The 16,107-nt window shown below is 65.6% G+C and carries 15 protein-coding genes and 1 pseudogene; 4 read left to right on the top strand and 12 right to left on the bottom strand.

What is annotated here, in order from left to right; all coding sequences use genetic code 11:
* Nucleotides 1-1,106: 1,106 nt before the first annotated feature.
* The 8 genes from GGD67_RS18210 to GGD67_RS18175 all read right to left on the bottom strand — a co-directional run bounded on the left by GGD67_RS18210 (nt 1,107) and on the right by GGD67_RS18175 (nt 8,479).
* On the bottom strand, nt 1,107-1,307 hold the full coding sequence (locus tag GGD67_RS18210) for a hypothetical protein (RefSeq protein ID WP_018316930.1): 201 nt from the start codon (nt 1,305-1,307) through the stop codon (nt 1,107-1,109).
* A 294-nt stretch (nt 1,308-1,601) separates the two neighbouring features.
* Nucleotides 1,602-3,743, bottom strand: coding sequence for a flagellar biosynthesis protein FlhA (gene flhA, locus GGD67_RS18205; protein WP_179734732.1), 2,142 nt, complete (start codon nt 3,741-3,743; stop codon nt 1,602-1,604).
* Between the two features lie 338 nt (nt 3,744-4,081).
* Nucleotides 4,082-4,384 carry a copper-binding protein gene (locus tag GGD67_RS18200; RefSeq protein WP_179734730.1) on the bottom strand — a complete coding sequence of 101 codons (303 nt, stop codon included), beginning with the start codon at nt 4,382-4,384 and terminating at the stop codon, nt 4,082-4,084.
* Between the two features lie 16 nt (nt 4,385-4,400).
* The gene (locus GGD67_RS18195) at nt 4,401-4,853 is read right to left on the bottom strand and encodes a plastocyanin/azurin family copper-binding protein (protein ID WP_179734728.1); all 453 of its coding nucleotides are present in this window, start codon (nt 4,851-4,853) and stop codon (nt 4,401-4,403) included.
* Nucleotides 4,854-4,884: 31 nt separating this feature from the next.
* Entirely contained in the window at nt 4,885-6,216 is a 1,332-nt protein-coding gene (locus GGD67_RS18190; RefSeq protein ID WP_179734726.1) for a multicopper oxidase family protein, read from the bottom strand.
* Between the two features lie 13 nt (nt 6,217-6,229).
* The gene (locus GGD67_RS18185) at nt 6,230-7,669 is read right to left on the bottom strand and encodes a TolC family protein (protein ID WP_179734724.1); all 1,440 of its coding nucleotides are present in this window, start codon (nt 7,667-7,669) and stop codon (nt 6,230-6,232) included.
* Nucleotides 7,670-7,678: 9 nt separating this feature from the next.
* On the bottom strand, nt 7,679-7,963 hold the full coding sequence (locus GGD67_RS18180; protein ID WP_179734722.1) for a hypothetical protein: 285 nt from the start codon (nt 7,961-7,963) through the stop codon (nt 7,679-7,681).
* 75 nt (nt 7,964-8,038) lie between these two features.
* Nucleotides 8,039-8,479, bottom strand: a complete 441-nt coding sequence (locus GGD67_RS18175; RefSeq protein WP_179734720.1) for a hypothetical protein — start codon at nt 8,477-8,479, stop codon at nt 8,039-8,041.
* Nucleotides 8,480-8,704: 225 nt separating this feature from the next.
* On the opposite strand from GGD67_RS18175, the gene GGD67_RS18170 reads away from it, so the two are divergent.
* The gene (locus tag GGD67_RS18170) at nt 8,705-9,892 is read left to right on the top strand and encodes an MFS transporter (RefSeq protein WP_179734718.1); all 1,188 of its coding nucleotides are present in this window, start codon (nt 8,705-8,707) and stop codon (nt 9,890-9,892) included.
* Here GGD67_RS18170 and GGD67_RS18165 read toward each other — a convergent pair.
* Entirely contained in the window at nt 9,889-10,296 is a 408-nt protein-coding gene (locus GGD67_RS18165) for a DUF4864 domain-containing protein (RefSeq protein WP_179734716.1), read from the bottom strand. The two genes, GGD67_RS18170 and GGD67_RS18165, sit on opposite strands and share 4 nt — an antisense overlap.
* A gap of 66 nt (nt 10,297-10,362) precedes the next feature.
* A complete protein-coding gene (locus tag GGD67_RS18160; RefSeq protein WP_018316939.1) occupies nt 10,363-11,001 on the bottom strand; it encodes a TetR/AcrR family transcriptional regulator in 639 nt (212 codons plus the stop codon).
* Between the two features lie 251 nt (nt 11,002-11,252).
* Here GGD67_RS18160 and GGD67_RS18155 point away from each other — a divergent pair, with 251 nt between their 5' ends.
* The 3 genes and pseudogenes from GGD67_RS18155 to GGD67_RS18145 all read left to right on the top strand — a co-directional run bounded on the left by GGD67_RS18155 (nt 11,253) and on the right by GGD67_RS18145 (nt 15,055).
* The gene (locus tag GGD67_RS18155) at nt 11,253-11,750 is read left to right on the top strand and encodes a (2Fe-2S)-binding protein (protein ID WP_179734714.1); all 498 of its coding nucleotides are present in this window, start codon (nt 11,253-11,255) and stop codon (nt 11,748-11,750) included.
* Nucleotides 11,747-12,801 (top strand): annotated as a pseudogene (locus GGD67_RS18150) (FAD binding domain-containing protein). The gene GGD67_RS18155 and the pseudogene GGD67_RS18150 overlap by 4 nt, the downstream one beginning before the upstream one ends.
* On the top strand, nt 12,794-15,055 hold the full coding sequence (locus GGD67_RS18145; protein WP_179734710.1) for a xanthine dehydrogenase family protein molybdopterin-binding subunit: 2,262 nt from the start codon (nt 12,794-12,796) through the stop codon (nt 15,053-15,055). Before GGD67_RS18150 ends, GGD67_RS18145 begins: the two are co-directional and overlap by 8 nt.
* A gap of 42 nt (nt 15,056-15,097) precedes the next feature.
* Here GGD67_RS18145 and GGD67_RS18140 read toward each other — a convergent pair whose 3' ends face one another.
* Both GGD67_RS18140 and GGD67_RS18135 read right to left on the bottom strand, forming a co-directional pair.
* Entirely contained in the window at nt 15,098-15,250 is a 153-nt protein-coding gene (locus GGD67_RS18140) for a hypothetical protein (RefSeq protein WP_018316943.1), read from the bottom strand.
* Between the two features lie 191 nt (nt 15,251-15,441).
* A complete protein-coding gene (locus tag GGD67_RS18135; RefSeq protein ID WP_008561958.1) occupies nt 15,442-15,990 on the bottom strand; it encodes a cupin domain-containing protein in 549 nt (182 codons plus the stop codon).
* Nucleotides 15,991-16,107 lie beyond the last annotated feature (117 nt).

Genomic DNA, 16,107 nt, shown 5'->3' with positions numbered 1-16,107 from the left:
TTCCCCGCCTTCGCGGGGAATGACAACGGGGGTTTTGTCGAGGCATCCCGGTATCCTTGCCACAAGCCCTTGCGTCGGTCGACGGGCAAAACACGCGAGCCCTGGGTCAACGCAGGGCGACAAAAATATTCCACTTTACCGAAATTCGGAAATCACGTATGTGTCGCCTTAACCCGGCCCAAGGAAGAGGGGCGTATCGCGATCGTCACGAACGCGGGCCGGGCGGCGGTGGACGCAGGTGACATCGGCGCGAACAGCTTCGCAGGGCGGGTAACCGTGAGCGAAGACCTCGCGCACACGACCGGTGTGATCCGCGTACGGCAAAATCGTGTCGTCCTGGCGCCCGGGGTCTGTGCGCCAAGTCTTGTGGTGATGGGTGTCGTCCAACCGGACGCATCCGCCAGCCATCCGCAAGGCGACGGGGGCAATAGTGCAACGCTCCCCGGGGAGAGCACGACATAAGCCGTAAAGCCACTGCGCAGGGAAGGCCGGGATGTCCTGGCTACACCTGTATGCCGCTGTGCAGCTTCTTGTTACGCAGATTTCGCACAGTGGACCGCGGGTGCCAGCGGGCTCCCGGTCTTCCCTGCGCCCTCTTTCAATGAGGGTGAAGAGATCAAGCAAAGCTCGGGCGAGATGCGCCGCGAGGATGCGAACGTGTGTCTGCGAACGTGTGTCTGCAATGAAGATGCGAATGCCCACGTACTGCGAGCTCTCATCTGTGACCGTCACCCTGAGGCGCCGGAGCGAAGCGGAGGCCTCGAAGGGCGACAGCCCGCTGTATCTCGGCCGCTCATCCTTCGAGGCTCCGCATGCGATGCGTTTGCATCGCATGCCTCGCACCTCAGGATAACGGGATCGACATTGTCTCCGCGGAGAAGACTCTGGATTGCTTCGCTGCGCTCGCGCGCTGCGTCCGGGACATGAGCAGGGGATGCCGCTGCTTCTCGCACTCTATCAATCCCTACCCCAGACATGAGAAAGCGCCCGTGGGGGGCGGGCGCTTTCTGTAGTCGACTTGGGGTTGGGGTCGTCTACATATCCACGTGGCGACTTTGGGGGGCTGGTAAAGAGCCGCGTGAATTCACAAAACTCGTCAGATCTCCTTAGCGAACGAGGGACGCATTCGCGCTGGTGATAACAACCGGCTTGTCGGCCTTGATGACGCGGGCGCTCTGGGTCAGACCATCATCCGAACCCGTGCGTGCCGTGATGCCGAGGCCCGCCACCGCGATCCCTGCGACGAGGGCGACGACCACGACTTTCAAATGGGTCGCGCGATCTGCGCTGTAGATCGAGTGGTTCATGGAAGCCTCCTGCCGCCATCTACCCGAAGTAGTCGCCGGCCGTTTCAGGCAGGTTCATGCTTCCGGTGCCCAACAACCTAGTATTGGGGGGATTCGTTCCCAAGAGGCCATCACAAGAGCGTGACAGGACGTGAAAGATCGCGATCAGAAGCGATCCTTGATCGTGCGTTTTGGTAATTATTTCAAAGCTGTAATGTGTTTCTCAGGCGCCTTGCCGAGGGTTGGTCCACAAGGCGCCAGGAACTCAAAAACCATTTGCCTGTGGCCGAAAAACACACGGCTTCTTAAGGCAAATCAGATGCTTCCGACCGTTTTCAACCTCGCCCTGGGGTGGATCTCGGCCTGCGACAGCACCGTCGTCTGGGCCCGGAACCGCTCCACCAGGGACCGGACGAAGGGACGAATTGCCGCAGAGGTGACCAGCACCGGCGCCTCGCCTTCGCGGGCGGCGCGCTCGAACGCCTCGCGCACGCCGGTCATGAACTCCGACAATTTCGAGGGCTGCATCGCAAGGCTGCGCTCCTCGCCCTGGCCGATGATGGATTCGGCAAAGGCCTGCTCCCACCGCGCCGACAGCGCGATCAGCGGCAGATAGCCGGCATAGGAGGTGTTCTGCGCGCAGATCTGCCGCGCCAGGCGGGCCCGTACATGCTCGACCATGGTGGCGGGATTGCGCGAGAAGGCGAGCGAATCGGCGATGCCTTCGAGGATGGTGGAGAGATCGCGAATCGAGATGCGCTCGGCGAGCAGGAGCTGCAGCACGCGCTGGATGCCGGAGACCGTGACCTGTCCCGGCACGATGTCCTTGACCAGCTCGCTCTGCTCCTTCGGCAGCTCCTTGAGCAGCTTCTGCACCTCGCCATAGGAGAGCAGGTCCGACATGTTGGCCTTGAGCAACTCGGTGAGGTGGGTCGAGAGCACGGTCGCGGCGTCGACGACGGTGTAGCCCTTGAGCGAGGCCTCCTCCTTGAGGCTGGCGTCGACCCAGGTCGCGGGCAGGCCGAAGGTCGGCTCGGTGGTGTGGATGCCGGGCACCTGCACCTGGCTGCCGCCGGGGTCCATGACCATGAACTGGTTCGGCCAGATCTTGCCGGTGCCGGCGTCGACCTCCTTGATCTTGATGATGTAGGTGTTGGCCTCGAGCTGGACGTTGTCGAGGATGCGCACCGCCGGCATCACAAAACCCATCTCGATCGCGAGCGAACGGCGCAGCGCCTTGATCTGCTCGGTCAGGCGGTCGGTGCCGTCGGGGCCGTTGACCAGCGGCAGCAGCGCATAGCCGAGCTCGATCTTGAGATCGTCGATCTTGAGCGCCGCCGAGATCGGCTCTTCGGCCGCCGCAGCGCCCGGCGCACCGGGCTGGCCGGCGACCGGCGCGGCCATGGCGGCTTCCTCGGCCTTGACGGCGGTGCGCTTGTGGTTGCGGGCGTGCCAGGCCAGCGCGCCGGCGCCGGCGCCGAGCGCCAGGAAGGGGATGGTCGGAATGCCCGGCAGGGCCGCCAGCACCAGCATGACCGCCGAGGACATCGCGAGCGCCTGCGGATAGCCGGAGAACTGCTTCATCAGCGCCTTGTCGGCGGCGCCGGAGACGCCGGCCTTGGAGACGAGCAGGCCGGCGGCGGTCGAGACGATCAGCGCCGGCACCTGGGTGACGAGGCCGTCACCGACGGTCAGCAGCGTGTAACTGCGCCCGGCGTCGGCAAAGGACATGCCCTGCTGCGCCACGCCGATGATCATGCCGCCGACGACGTTGATGAAGACGATCAAAAGGCCGGCGATGGCGTCGCCGCGGACGAATTTGGAGGCACCGTCCATGGCGCCGAAGAAGCCGCTCTCGTCCTCCAGCTCCTTGCGGCGGTGCTTGGCGACCTTCTCGTCGATCAGGCCGGCGCCGAGGTCGGCGTCGATCGCCATCTGCTTGCCGGGCATGGCGTCGAGGTGGAAGCGGGCGGCGACTTCGGCGATGCGGCCCGAACCCTTGGTGATGACGACGAAATTGACGATGATCAGGATGGCGAAGACGATGATGCCGATGACGAAATTGCCGCCCATCACGAAGCTGCCGAAGGCCTCGATGACGTGACCGGCGGCGGCCGTGCCCTCGTGCCCGTGCGACAGGATCAGCCGGGTCGAAGCCATGTTGAGCGACAGGCGCAGCATGGTCGAGATCAGCAGGATGGTCGGGAAGGCCGAGAATTCCAGCGGTGTCTGGATGAACAGCGAGGTCATCAGGATCAGGATCGACAGCGTGATCGAGATCGCCAGGAACAGGTCCAGCACGATCGCCGGCAGCGGCAGGATCAGCACTACCAGGATGGTGAGGATGCCGAGCGCCAGCGCGATGTCGCCGCGCTTGAGGACGTTGACGATCTCGTTGAGGGAGGGAATCGAGGGCCTTGCGGTGCCTACGCCCTGTCCCGCGGTGACGTCGACCATGGTAGCTGCCTCCCCGCGCGACTGCCGTCCGCGCGCCCCAAACGTCTGCGCGGCGGCCGAAGGGCCGCCGTTCCGAAAGTGAGGCACCGCACTGGCGTCCACGGGGTTCCTCCCGTTCTACGCGGCTGACGACACTCGACTTCACCCGGCAATTTTTGCCCGGTGTATGGTTAGCAAAGGGTTAACGCGGGGGCGGGAAGCGGGGCGGACCGGTGTGTTTCGGGGGCGCGGGTAGGCGCCGTCGTTCCGGGGCGGCTCGTAGAGCCGAACCCGGAACCTCGAGATTCCGGGTTCGCGCCAAGCGGCGCGCCCCGGAATGACAGTCGAGTGGAAGGCTCCTACTTCGCCTTGTCCATCCTGGTCACCGTATACCCCGAGGCCGCCTCCTCGGCCTCGAAGGTCACCTTGTCGCCGACCTTCACCTGCTTGAGCATTGCGGGGTCCTTGACGCGGTAGACCATCGTCATGGGATCTTCCATGCCGAGGCTCTTGGCCGGCCCGTGCTTGAGCGTGATCTTGCCGGCGCCCTCGTCGATTTTCTTGACCTCACCGCTGATCGAGGCGGCCCCGGCCGCGAGGGCAGCAGTGGTAAGGCCGACAGTCAGCGTCAGCGCTGCGGCAATGCGGATGATGCGGTTCATGGGAGTCTCCTTGTCGCTACTTCACGGTGACATGGCCGACCATGCCGTAGTCGCGGTGGTCGGGAATGAGGCACGAATATTCGAACGTGCCGGGCTTGTTGAACTTCCAGAGGATCTCGGCCGTCTTGTTCGGTGCGAGCCTGACCCCGTTGGGATCGTCGTGCTCCATGTGGGGATGCTTTTTCATCTCGACGGCATGCGCGAGATTCTCCTTGGTGGTGGCGAGCAGGAATTCGTGGTCCTCCTTGCCGACATTGCGCAGCACGAAGCGGACCTGTTCGCCGCGCTTGACCTCGATTTTGGCAGGCGCGTAGTCCATCTCGTTCAGCAGGATCTCGATGGTGCGCGCGGGCTTGTTGGGATCGCCGGGCTCGCCGGCCGAAAAGGTCCCATGCCCGTGCTTGTCGTGAGCAAGGACCGGCGCGGTCAAAAGCGCCGCCAGCGCGAGGCCGAGTTTGATCGTCTTCATCGTCATCTCCAGTTGGTGGTTCATCGAACGCTCACATCTTCATCTTGTGCGTCGGCTTGCCCGGCTGCCGCACTGGTGCCGCATCGGGCGCCTCGACCTCGTAGGCGACGGTGCCTTGCGGAAACTTGTACGGGCCCGGATCGCGATAATCGTCACTCGCGAGGTCCTCGCGGATCTTCATCACCGTGAACATGCCGCCCATCTCGATCGGGCCGAACTGACCGGTGCCGGTCATCATCGGCAGCGTGTTGTCGGGCGCGGGCATCTCCATGTTGCCCATCGCCATGCCGGTCGAGCCCATCGCCATGCTGTCGGGCGCGAGCTTGCCGACGGCCTTGGCGAGGTCCTTGCGCGACACGCCAATCAGATTGCGCACCTCGTGCCCCATCGCATTCATGGTGTGATGCGACTTGTGGCAATGGAACGCCCAATCGCCGGGATTGTCGGCGAGCACGTCGAACACGCGAACGGCACCGACCGGCACGTCCGTCGTCGTCTCCGGATATTGCGCGCTCTCCGGAACCCAGCCGCCGTCGGTGCAGGTCACCGCGAAGGCGTGGCCGTGCAGATGGATCGGATGGTTGGTCATGCTGAGATTGCCGATGCGCACGCGTACCTTGTCGCCGAGCCGCACCGGCAGCGGGTCGATGCCGGGAAACACCCGCGCATTCCAGGTCCACATGTTGAAGTCGGTCATCTCGTTGACCAGCGGCAGATAGGTGCCGGGATCGACGCGATAGGTGCTCATCACGAAGACGAAGTCGCGGTCGACCGGTCGGAAGTTCGGATCGCGCGGATGCACGACGACCATGCCCATCATGCCCATCGCCATCTGCACCATCTCGTCGGAATGCGGGTGGTACATGAAGGTCCCGCTCTTCCTCATCTCGAATTCGTAGACGAAGGTCTTTCCCGGCTGGATGTGCGGCTGGGTCAGCCCGCCGACGCCGTCCATGCCGCTCGGAATGATCATGCCGTGCCAGTGCACGGTGGTGTATTCGGGCAGTCTGTTGGTGACGAAGATCCGGACCTTGTCGCCCTCGACCGCCTCGATCGTCGGGCCCGGCGACTGGCCGTTGTAGCCCCACAGATTCACCTTCATGCCCTCGGCGAATTCGCGCACCACGGGCTCGGCGACGAGATGGAATTCCTTCCAGTCGCCGTTCATGCGAAACGGCAGCGACCAGCCGTTCAGCGTCACGACGGGGCGATAGTCCGGTCCGCTGACGGGGTGCAGCGGCGGCTGCATCACCACCTTGTCCATGTGCGCAGCTTCCGGGATCGATGCCGCCTGCACGCGGCCTTGCACCGCGGATGCGCCGACGAGCGCGGCGGTGCCCAAGAATCCTCTGCGGGAAAACATGCCGGCCTCCATCTCAGTGGCCGCCGTCGGCAGGCGCTGCCGCGGCGATGGTGGTTGAAGTGTCGCCGCCCGCAGCAGGCGCGCCGCCGCCATTGACGGCGGTCTGCAGGTCGGATTGGGCGAGGAAGAATCGTTGCCGGGCATCGATCGCGCCGCGCAGCGAGGCCAGACGCTGTCGTGCTTCGGTGAGCAGCGCAAAGATGTCGACCTGCATGCTGGAGAAGCGGAGCTGCATCTCCTCGGTGATGATCTTGCGCAAGGGGATGATCTCGCGCTGGTAGTGGCTGGCGATGTCGTAAGTGGATCGGTAAATCCGATACGCATCGCGCGCCTCCGAGCGCACGTTCACGGCGCGCTCGGTCAGGCGGTTGAAGGCGAGATTGTAGATCTCTGCCGCCTGTCGCATCCGCACCTCGCCGCCGTCGAAGATCGGGATCTGGAACTGGACGTCGAAGCCGCGTTCGCGGAATGGCGCGCCTTCGGGATCCCGGGTGCGGCGGGAGATGCCGGCGAGATCGAGCAGCGTCACGAAGCGCGTCGCCTCGGTGAGGTTCAGCGACTTCGCCAGCGCCGTCAGCTCCAGCCGGGCGATCTGCAGATCGATGCGATGGGCCACCGCATCGGCCTCGATCGAGGGCAGTGCCTGCGGCCGGCGCGGCAGCGGCGGCAATTGATTGGGCAGACGGAAGTCGAGGCCGCCGTCCCACAATCCCATCAGCCGCGCGAGCCTTTCGCGCGCGCTCGTCGCCGCCTGGCGCGCGGAGGCGAGGTCGGCGGTGGTCTCGGCGTAGAACACCTGTTCGCGGGCCTGGTCGAGCTTGTTGAGCGAGCCGGTCTCGCCGAGCTTGACCGCAAGCTGTGCGGTCGATTCCGCCGTCGCCTTCGCATCCGTCAGCAGCGCCACCATCTCGTTGCCGGCGACAGCGCGCACGTAAGTGCCGCGGACGTCGGCGGCGAGCCGCAAGGTCGCCAGCGCCGCGCGCAGCTGCGCCGGTCGGAATCGGTCGCGGGCAATGTCGGAGCGGAACGGCAGGGTGGCGAGCGCAAGAATGTCGCCGACCACCTGGCGCTCGATCTCGCTGGCGCCGTTGCCCGAGATCCGCGAGATCGAGAACACGGGATTGGGCGGCAGGCTCTGCTCGACCAGATCGGTCTCGGCCAGCGCCAGCTCGTTATAGGCGGCTTGCAATCCCTTGTTGTTGAGCAGTGCGATCTGAACGGCGGCCTCCACGCTCAGCGCCCGCGACAATAAATGGCGAACGCGCGCGTCAACCGCGCCCGCTCCCTCGGGCGTGCGAACGAAGGCGACATCCTTGTTGATGGTCTGGCTCGTCAGCTCGGAGACCGCGCTCATGCCGCTGTCGGGCGAGAACACGGCGCAGCCGGCAAGTCCGGGTGCGCAAAGGCCGAGCGCGGCGAGAACGAGCAGGCTTGGCGCGAATTGATGGGTCATGGCGCGCTCCTACCGGTCCTGCTTCGGCCGCGGCGCGACGGCGTCGTTGCGATCGCGCCACGGCGCCGGCGCTGCGGGCCGCAGGCTGGTGTAGGGCGCAATGGTCGACCGATAGCCGACGGGCGCGACCTTCGCCGAGGGATCGGCGGGATCGGCGCCGGCGACTTGCGTCGTTGCCGGGGTGCAGCCGGAGAGCGCCAGCGAAAGTGCGGCCAGCAGCGGCCAATGGAATCGAAAATGTCGTCCACCCACCGCGGATGCGGCGGCGAACTTCGCCCCGGAAAGCGTAAGCATGATTCATCCCTGATCTGAAAGACCACAGGTCCGCGCGCGCAAAAGCGCGCAACGGCCCGAAATCGTCGTGTCAGATCAGGCGATGGGAGGACGGTAGTGCAGGGGCGGCGCCGCGCTGTGCAGGCTGGCCACGATCTCGGCCGCACAGGTGGACATTGGCTGGACCGGCGTCGCGACGACCGGCAGATCGGCCGGCAACGCGCTGACGCACATCATCGCACAGCAGGGGCCGACTGTTCCCTTGCCGCCATGGTCATGCTGAGCCGGCGCGTCCTGCTTGGCTTGGTGATGCGCGTGCACCCCCGCGTGGTCGTGCGATGCGCCGTCGTGCGCATGACCCGCCGCCATCTGATGATGGACCGGTGCGGGATCTGCCAGCAGGGCCTCGTCAAGGCACGGCGCCGGGCCGCTGCCCAAGGCGAGACTTGCGGCCGGCGCGAGCACGCAGAACAGATAGGCGAGGGCGATGATCCGCCCCACCCTGATCCGCATCGCTCGTGTCAAACGCAGCAACATTCCGCCGACATGTGTTCCGCGCGGCGATTTGCTCACGCAGATTGCAAACTAATCGCAAAACGCGCGTTCGCCAAGAACTTATTACCGCAGTGCACCGCGCATGCCCAATATCGCGCCACGATGCTTGACCGCAAGGCGATCCGCGAACATGTTCCGCGCGTGCACGCGCCCAATCATCCAGGACAAAGCTCTGATTCATTCAGCCCTGATTCCCGTCAGGCCTGGATGCGGCTGCTCATTGCGCTTGTGATCGGCTCGATCGGCGCCGTCGGCATGTGGGCGGTCGTGGTCGTGATTCCCGTGGTGCAAGCGGAATTCGGTGCCACACGCGGCGCGGTGTCGCTCGCCTTCACGCTGATGATGTTCGGTTTCGGGCTTGGCGGCGTGATCGCCGGCAAGATCACCGACCGGTTCGGCATCGTGCCCGCGATGGCGATCAGCATCGCCTTCCTCGGCGTTGCCAATGTGCTCGCGGGGCTGTCCGCGCATCTCTGGCAGTTCGTGGCGGCGTATTTCCTGATCGGCCTCGGAACGTCGGCGACCTTCGCGCCGCTGATGGCGGAGGCCTCGCACTGGTTCGAGCGTTATCGCGGCCTTGCCGTGACCATCGTCGCCAGCGGCAATTACTTCGCCGGCACGATGTGGCCGCCGATCGTGAACTGGGGCATGCAGGAGGTTGGCTGGCGCCACACCCATATCGGCATCGGCATCGTCTGTGTCAGCCTGATGACGATGCTGGTGCTGGTGTTGCGTGCGCAGATGGGCGACGACAAGGTCCAGGATCACGCCAATGCGCCGCCGCCGCGCGTCGACCTCAAGCTCTCGACCAACACGCTGACGGTGCTGCTTTCGATCGCCAGCATCTCCTGCTGCGTCGCCATGGCGATGCCGCAGGTGCATATCGTCGCCTATTGCGGCGATCTCGGCTATGGCGTGGCGCGCGGCGCCGAGATGCTGTCGCTGATGATGGCCTGCGGCATCGTCAGCCGAATCGGCTCGGGCTTCCTCGCCGACAAGATCGGCGGCATCCGCACACTGCTGGTTGGATCGGTGGCGCAGGGCTTCGCGCTGGTGTTCTATCTGTTCTTCGACAGCCTCGCCTCGCTGTATCTCATTTCCGCGATGTTCGGCCTGTTCCAGGGCGGCATCGTGCCGAGCTACGCGATCATCGTGCGCGAGGCGATGCCGGCGAGCGAAGCCGCAACGCGCGTTGGCATCGTGATCTTCGCCTCGGTGTTCGGCATGTCCTTCGGCGGCTGGGTGTCGGGCATCATCTTCGATGCCACCGGCTCCTACGCCGCGGCGTTCGCCAACGGCGTGGCGTGGAACGCGCTCAATATCGGCATCGTCGTGTTGCTGTTGATCCGCTCGCGGATGAAGTCGGTCAGGACCGGACCGGGCTTCGCAACCTAAACCGCCTGTCCCGCCTTCATCAGCGAGCAGCCGGTGATCTTGTAACTGCCGTCCGCCTGCTGCTCGAGCGTGTACAGGGCTTCCCAGGCCTCGCCATTGGCATCGACGATGTGGACGCGCTGCGCAATCCAACCGCCCTCGATCTTGCTCTCGCCGAACTCGAAACTCTTGTGCCGGTAGACCGGCGCGTAGCCGCTTTGCACCATGGCCATGAAGATGTCCGGCGCGGGAAAGATCTCCTTGATCGCCGGCGCGGCAAAGGAATAGGCCGCGCTCGCATCGTCGCGGGCGAAGGCCTGCTCCTGGGCCCGGATCACGCCCTGCGCCGTCGCGACATCGTCGGCGCGTGCTGAGTTGGGATTGAAGGCAATACTGAGAGCGACCAGCAAGGCGGCAATGCGCATGACAGGCTCCGCGTTGAAATCCCGGCAATGCTGATCCTAGCATGACCTCAGGGAAATACGGGCGCGCTATCGCTTCCGTTTCACCGCGGGCTTGGCTGGCCTGGCCGCGCGCGCCTTGGCCTTGGCAGCGGATTGCACCCGCAATCCGTCGACGAACACGTCGAGCAGGCGCAGCACCGAGGCTTGCCATCCCGGCTGATCGTGCATGTAGCACATCCCGAAAAACGCCCGCAGCAGGTCCTCCGGGCTGATATCGGCGCGCATCTGGCCGGCTGCGACCGCGCGCGCGAGCAGCGAGCCGATCGCCTTGGTCAGCCGCTCCATGGAGAAAACGGCAAGTTCCGACGAGCTCTGATACGCCAGCGCCAGTGCGGCCGACATGCCTTTCTTGGTGGCAACGAATTCGACGGCGGACCGCAGCCAGCGCCGCAGCGCTTCGACCGGATCCTTTGCGGTTCGCAGGTGCTCGGCAAGCTCGCTGAGCTGCCCGACCTCGCGCCGGTATACGGCTTCGAACAGATCCTCGCGCGTTGGGAAATGCCGATAGAGCGTGCCGATGCCGACGCCGGCGCGCTTGGCCACGGCCTCCAGGCTCGCCTCCGGGCCGCCCGCGTTGAACACGGCCTTGGCGGCTTCGAGCACGCGCTCGCGATTGCGCACGGCATCGGCGCGGGGCTTCCGGGTCTGGTCGGTGTGGTCGTCCATATCAGGCAATGTAGATCACGAATTGGTTAGATTGAACCCTCGTTGAACCCTTGCCGGGCTGCATCGCGTTGGAGGCGCACGGGGTTTTGACCAATTCCAATATTTTTCCACTGGCCCTTGTTAAGCGGAGGGAGCCTCCGTATCTTCGCCTCGATGTTGGCCGGCTTCTGCCCGGCCAATTTGGATCGACGGCGGCCACGGCGGTGGCGCGCTGCGCGATCACTCATGTCCAAATCTGATCGGAGCCTTGTATGAACCACTCCATCAGCCTCACCGTGAACGGTGCGCGGCGCGACTTCGTCCTCGACGATCCACGCGTCACGCTGCTCGATCTCTTGCGTGAGCGCCTCCATCTCACCGGAACCAAGAAGGGATGCGACCGCGGCCAGTGCGGCGCCTGCACTGTTCTGGTCGACGGCAAGCGCATCAACTCCTGCCTCGCGCTCGCGATCAGTCATGACGGCGCCGACATCCTCACCATCGAAGGCATTGCGCGCGGCGACCAGCTGCACCCCGTGCAGGCCGCCTTCATCGCGCATGACGGATTTCAGTGTGGCTTCTGCACGCCGGGTCAGGTCATGAGCGCGATCGGCATGATGCGCGAAGGCCAGGCCGGCAACGATCCCGAACGCATCCGCGAATGCATGAGCGGCAATCTGTGCCGCTGCGGCGCCTATGCCGGCATCGTCGATGCCGTGCTCGATGCGCAAGGACAGATGGACGAAAGCGATCAGAGGCGCTCCGCATGAAACCGTTCGATTACGTCAGGCCTGCCACCGTCACTGAGGCGGTTGCCGCCGCTGCCCAGCCGGGCGCGGTCTATCTCGCCGCTGGCACCAATCTGCTCGATTTGATGAAGGGCGGCGTCAACCGTCCGGATCGCCTGGTCGACGTCACGCATCTCGATGGGCTCGACGGCATCGAGCGCCTCGCCGATGGGTCCTTGCGCATCGGTGCGCTCGTCAGCAACGCCGATCTCGCGCATGATGCGGACTTTGCAAGGTCCTATCCCGCCGTCGCCGAAGCCCTTCTCTCCGGGGCATCCGCGCAGTTGCGCAATGCCGCGACCGTCGGCGGCAATCTGCTGCAACGGACGCGCTGTGCGTATTTCTACGACACTGCAAGCCGCTGCAACAAGCGCGAGGCCGGCGGCGGCTGCGATGCGCGCGGCGGCGAGAACCGCACCCACGCGGTGCTTGGCTGGAGCGAGAGCTGCATCGCCACGCATCCCTCCGATTTCTGCGTGCCGCTGGTCGCGCTCGGTGCGGTCGTCGAGATCGAGGGGCGGGCGGGCCGGCGCGAGATCGCGCTCGAGGAACTGCATTGCCTGCCAGGCGATACGCCCGAGCGCGAGTCCGCGCTCGAGCCGGGCGATCTCATCGTTGCGGTGCGCCTGCCGCCGGCGGCGCGCGAGTTTGCCCCGCATGCGCGCTACCTCAAGGTCCGTGAGCGCACCTCCTACGCCTTCGCGGTGGTCTCGGCCGCTGCTGCGTTGCGGATCGAGAACGGCAGGATCGCCGAAGCGCGGCTTGCGCTCGGCGGCGTCGCCGCAAAGCCCTGGCGGGCCCGCGCTGCGGAGGACGTTCTCAAGGGCGTCGCGCCCACGGCCGATGCCTTCCAGGAAGCCGCCTGGCGTGCGCTCACCGACGCAAAACCGTCCGGCGACAACGCCTTCAAGATCGAGCTCGCACCCGCATCGTCGTGCGCGCGCTGACCCTCGCTGCCGCCGGTACGCCCGCGCGCCTGCCCGCACTGCCGGCCTCTCCCTTTGCCTCGACATCAGGAGCCATCCATGCCTGAGCTCAACCTCACCAGCGCGCCTGCCCATCTGCGCCACGGCTCGAACATCGGCCAGCCGCTGACCCGCCGTGACGGCGTCCTCAAGGTCACGGGGCAGGCAACCTATGCTGCCGATAATCATCCGCCCGGCATGCTGTTTGCGGTGATCGCGACCTCCAGCATCGCGCGCGGACGTGTGGCGTCGCTCGATGTCGCCGCCGCCAAGCGCCATCCCGGCGTCGTCGATGTCATGACGTCCGACCACAAGCCACCCCTCGCCATCGACCCCGAGATCAAGACCAATCCCTTCGTGTTTCGGATGGAGGCTTTGCAGAGCAACGAGGTCCGCTACGCCAATCAGCCGATCGCGGTCGTGATCGCCGAGACGCTTGAAGCCGCGACGGAAGGTGCGGCGCTGCTGGCGCCGCGCTATGAGACGCTGCCTGCACTCATCGGCCTCGATGCCGGCGAGAGTTTTGTGCCGCCCGTCGTCGGCGTCGGCAACCCCACCGAAAATCACCGCGGCGATGTCGAGGCGGGCCTTGCCTCGGCCGAGACGCAGATCGACGCGACCTACGAGACGCCGCCGCAATATCACAACGCGATGGAGCCGCATGCGGTCGTGGCTCACTGGGATGGCGACAAGCTGTCCGTGGACATGCCGACCCAGGGCCTGAAGCTGTCGCTCGCGCGCATCGCCGAGTTGTTCGGCATTGCGCACGACAAGATCCACATCCGCAGCCCGTTCCTCGGTGGCGGCTTCGGATCGAAGGGGCTCATGGGCGGCCCGCCGGTCCTCGGCATCATGGCGGCGAAGCTGGTCGGCAAGCCGGTCAAGCTGGTGCTGCGCCGTGAACAGATGTACGGCCCGGTCGGCCATCGCGCGCCGACGCGCCAGCGCCTGCGCATCGGTGCCGACGGAGAGGGGCGCCTCACCGCGCTCGATCACCATGCGCGGACCGTATCGAGCACGTTCGACGATTTTTATGAGCCCGCGGCCGATGCCTCGCACACGCTCTATGCGGCGCCTGCCATCCGCACCTCGCATGACGCCGTGCGCGTCAACACCGGCACGCCGCTGTTCATGCGCGCACCCGGTGAGGCGACCGGCTCGATTGCGCTGGAGAGCGCGATCGACGAGATGGCCTGGGCCTGCGGCATCGATCCGCTCGCCTTCCGCCTGAAGAACTATGCCGAGGTCGAGCCGATCACGGGAAAACCGTTCTCGTCAAAGGCGCTGCGGGCCTGCTACGATCAGGGCGCGGCGCGCTTCGGCTGGGCGAAGCGTCCGCTGCAGCCGCGTCAGATGCGCGACGATGCCGGCCTGCTGGTCGGCTGGGGCATGGGCACGGCGACTTTCCCGGCGCTGATGTTCCAGGCCGAAGCACGCGCGGCGATCCGCCGCGACGGCTCGGGCGTGATGGAGATCGGCGCACACGACATGGGGCAGGGTGCCTGGACGGCACTGGCGCAGATCGCGGCCGACGCCGTCGGCCTCGATGTCGACCGCGTCACGTTCAAGGCGGGGACATCGGACCTGCCCGATGCCGGCATCGCCGGCGGCTCCGCGCACACCGCGACCGCGGGAGCGGCGATCCACGGCGCGGGCGCGGCCGTGATCGCAAAGCTCGCCGATCTCGCCACCAATGACGAGCGCTCTCCGCTGTTCGGCGCCGGCAATGCCGGCGTGATCGCGCGTGACGGCAGACTGATCCGGCGCGATGACGAGAGCCGCGGCGAGAGCTATGCCGAGATCCTCGCGCGCGCCGGCGTCGCCGAGGTCGAGGCGCGCGGCACCGGTGCGCCGAACCCTGCGGCGATGGAGGAATATGCCATGCATGCCCATGGCGCGGTGTTCGCGGAAGTGAAGGTCGATCCCGAACTCGGTCAGGTCCGCGTCACCCGCATGGTCGGCGCCTTTGCTGCCGGGCGCATCGTCAACCCGCGTATGGTGCAAAGCCAGCTATTCGGCGGCATGATCTGGGGCCTCTCCTTTGCGCTGCACGAGGAGGCCGTCACCGACCGCCGCAGCGGCCGGATCATGAACGCCAATCTCGGCGAGTACCACGTTCCCGTGAATGCCGACGTGCCGCCGCTCGACGTGATCACGGTCGAGGAGCACGACCCGCACGTCAATGCGCTCGGCATCAAGGGCGTCGGTGAGATCGGCATCACCGGCAGTGCCGGCGCGGTCGCGAACGCGGTCTGGCATGCGACTGGTGTGCGCGTCCGCAAATTCCCGATCCGGATTGAGGAGTTGCTGACGCAGCGTTGAGGCGGCAGGCGGAGCGAGGCCCGCTCGCTCCGCGGCGGACGATCAGTTCATCATCCTGCGGAGAGCCTTGATCTGCTCTTTCTGCACTTCGATGTATTTCGCGATGGTCTTGCGCAACTCGCGCGAATGGAGCTTGTCAGTGTCACGCAGGACCTCGTCGAGCGCGGCTTCCGCATTTGCAAGAGTGGTCTTCATGCGCGAGCCCTTATTACGAAGCGGCCCCGGAGTACCCAGGAGTCCGGGGCCATAACCTCAGCACCTCTAAGCCAGGCTGCTCGGCTACGGTTCGTAATATATAGCGGTCCGGCGCGCGGAAATTGAGATGGCTCAACCACCGTAAGATACCGGTGGCCGCCCGGAACCTTCCGGATGTGACTGTTCGCGATTCAGAACGTCGGCGGCGTGCAGGCCGAGATCACCTCGCACGGTTTGCCGCCGACGCAGCGGAAGCGGTGCGGGCGGCGGCTCTCGAAATAATAGGCATCGCCCGGGTTGAGGATGCGCCGCTCGTCTTCGACGGTGACTTCGAGCTTGCCCGAGATCACGATGCCGCCTTCCTCGCCGTCATGGACGAGGTGGACGCGCCCGGTGTCGCTGCCTGGCTCGTAGCGCTCTTTCAGGATCTGCAGGCTGCGGCCGAACAGATTGTCGCCGATCTGCCGGTACGAGATCGGCTTCTTGCCGACTTCGGTCAGCTCCTCGGCGCGGTAGAAAATCTTGCGCCGGCTTTCCGGCTCCAGCGCGAAGAACTCGGCGAGCCCCATCGGGATGCCGTCGAGGATGCGCTTGAGGGCGCCGACCGAGGGGTTCATCTGGTTGGATTCGATCAGCGAAATGGTCGAATTGGTGACCCCGGCGCGCTTGGCCAGTTCGCGCTGCGACAGCTTGTGGCGCGCCCGGATGAATCGCAGCCGTCCACCGATGTCGACGCTCATAGCCAAGTCCTGTGTTGCAGGTGTTGCGGATCGCGCAAATATGGACCGGCGGCCCCAGACAAATCAATGGCTTGCAGGTCACCAGAAAAGGACTTGTTGCGCTTTTGAAGCCGTGGC

This window comes from Bradyrhizobium sp. IAR9 (assembly GCF_013408065.1).
Taxonomy (GTDB): Bacteria; Pseudomonadota; Alphaproteobacteria; order Rhizobiales; family Xanthobacteraceae; genus Bradyrhizobium.
The sequence above is the reverse complement of the archived record's forward strand: the minus strand, read 5'-3'. Positions and strand labels throughout refer to the sequence as shown.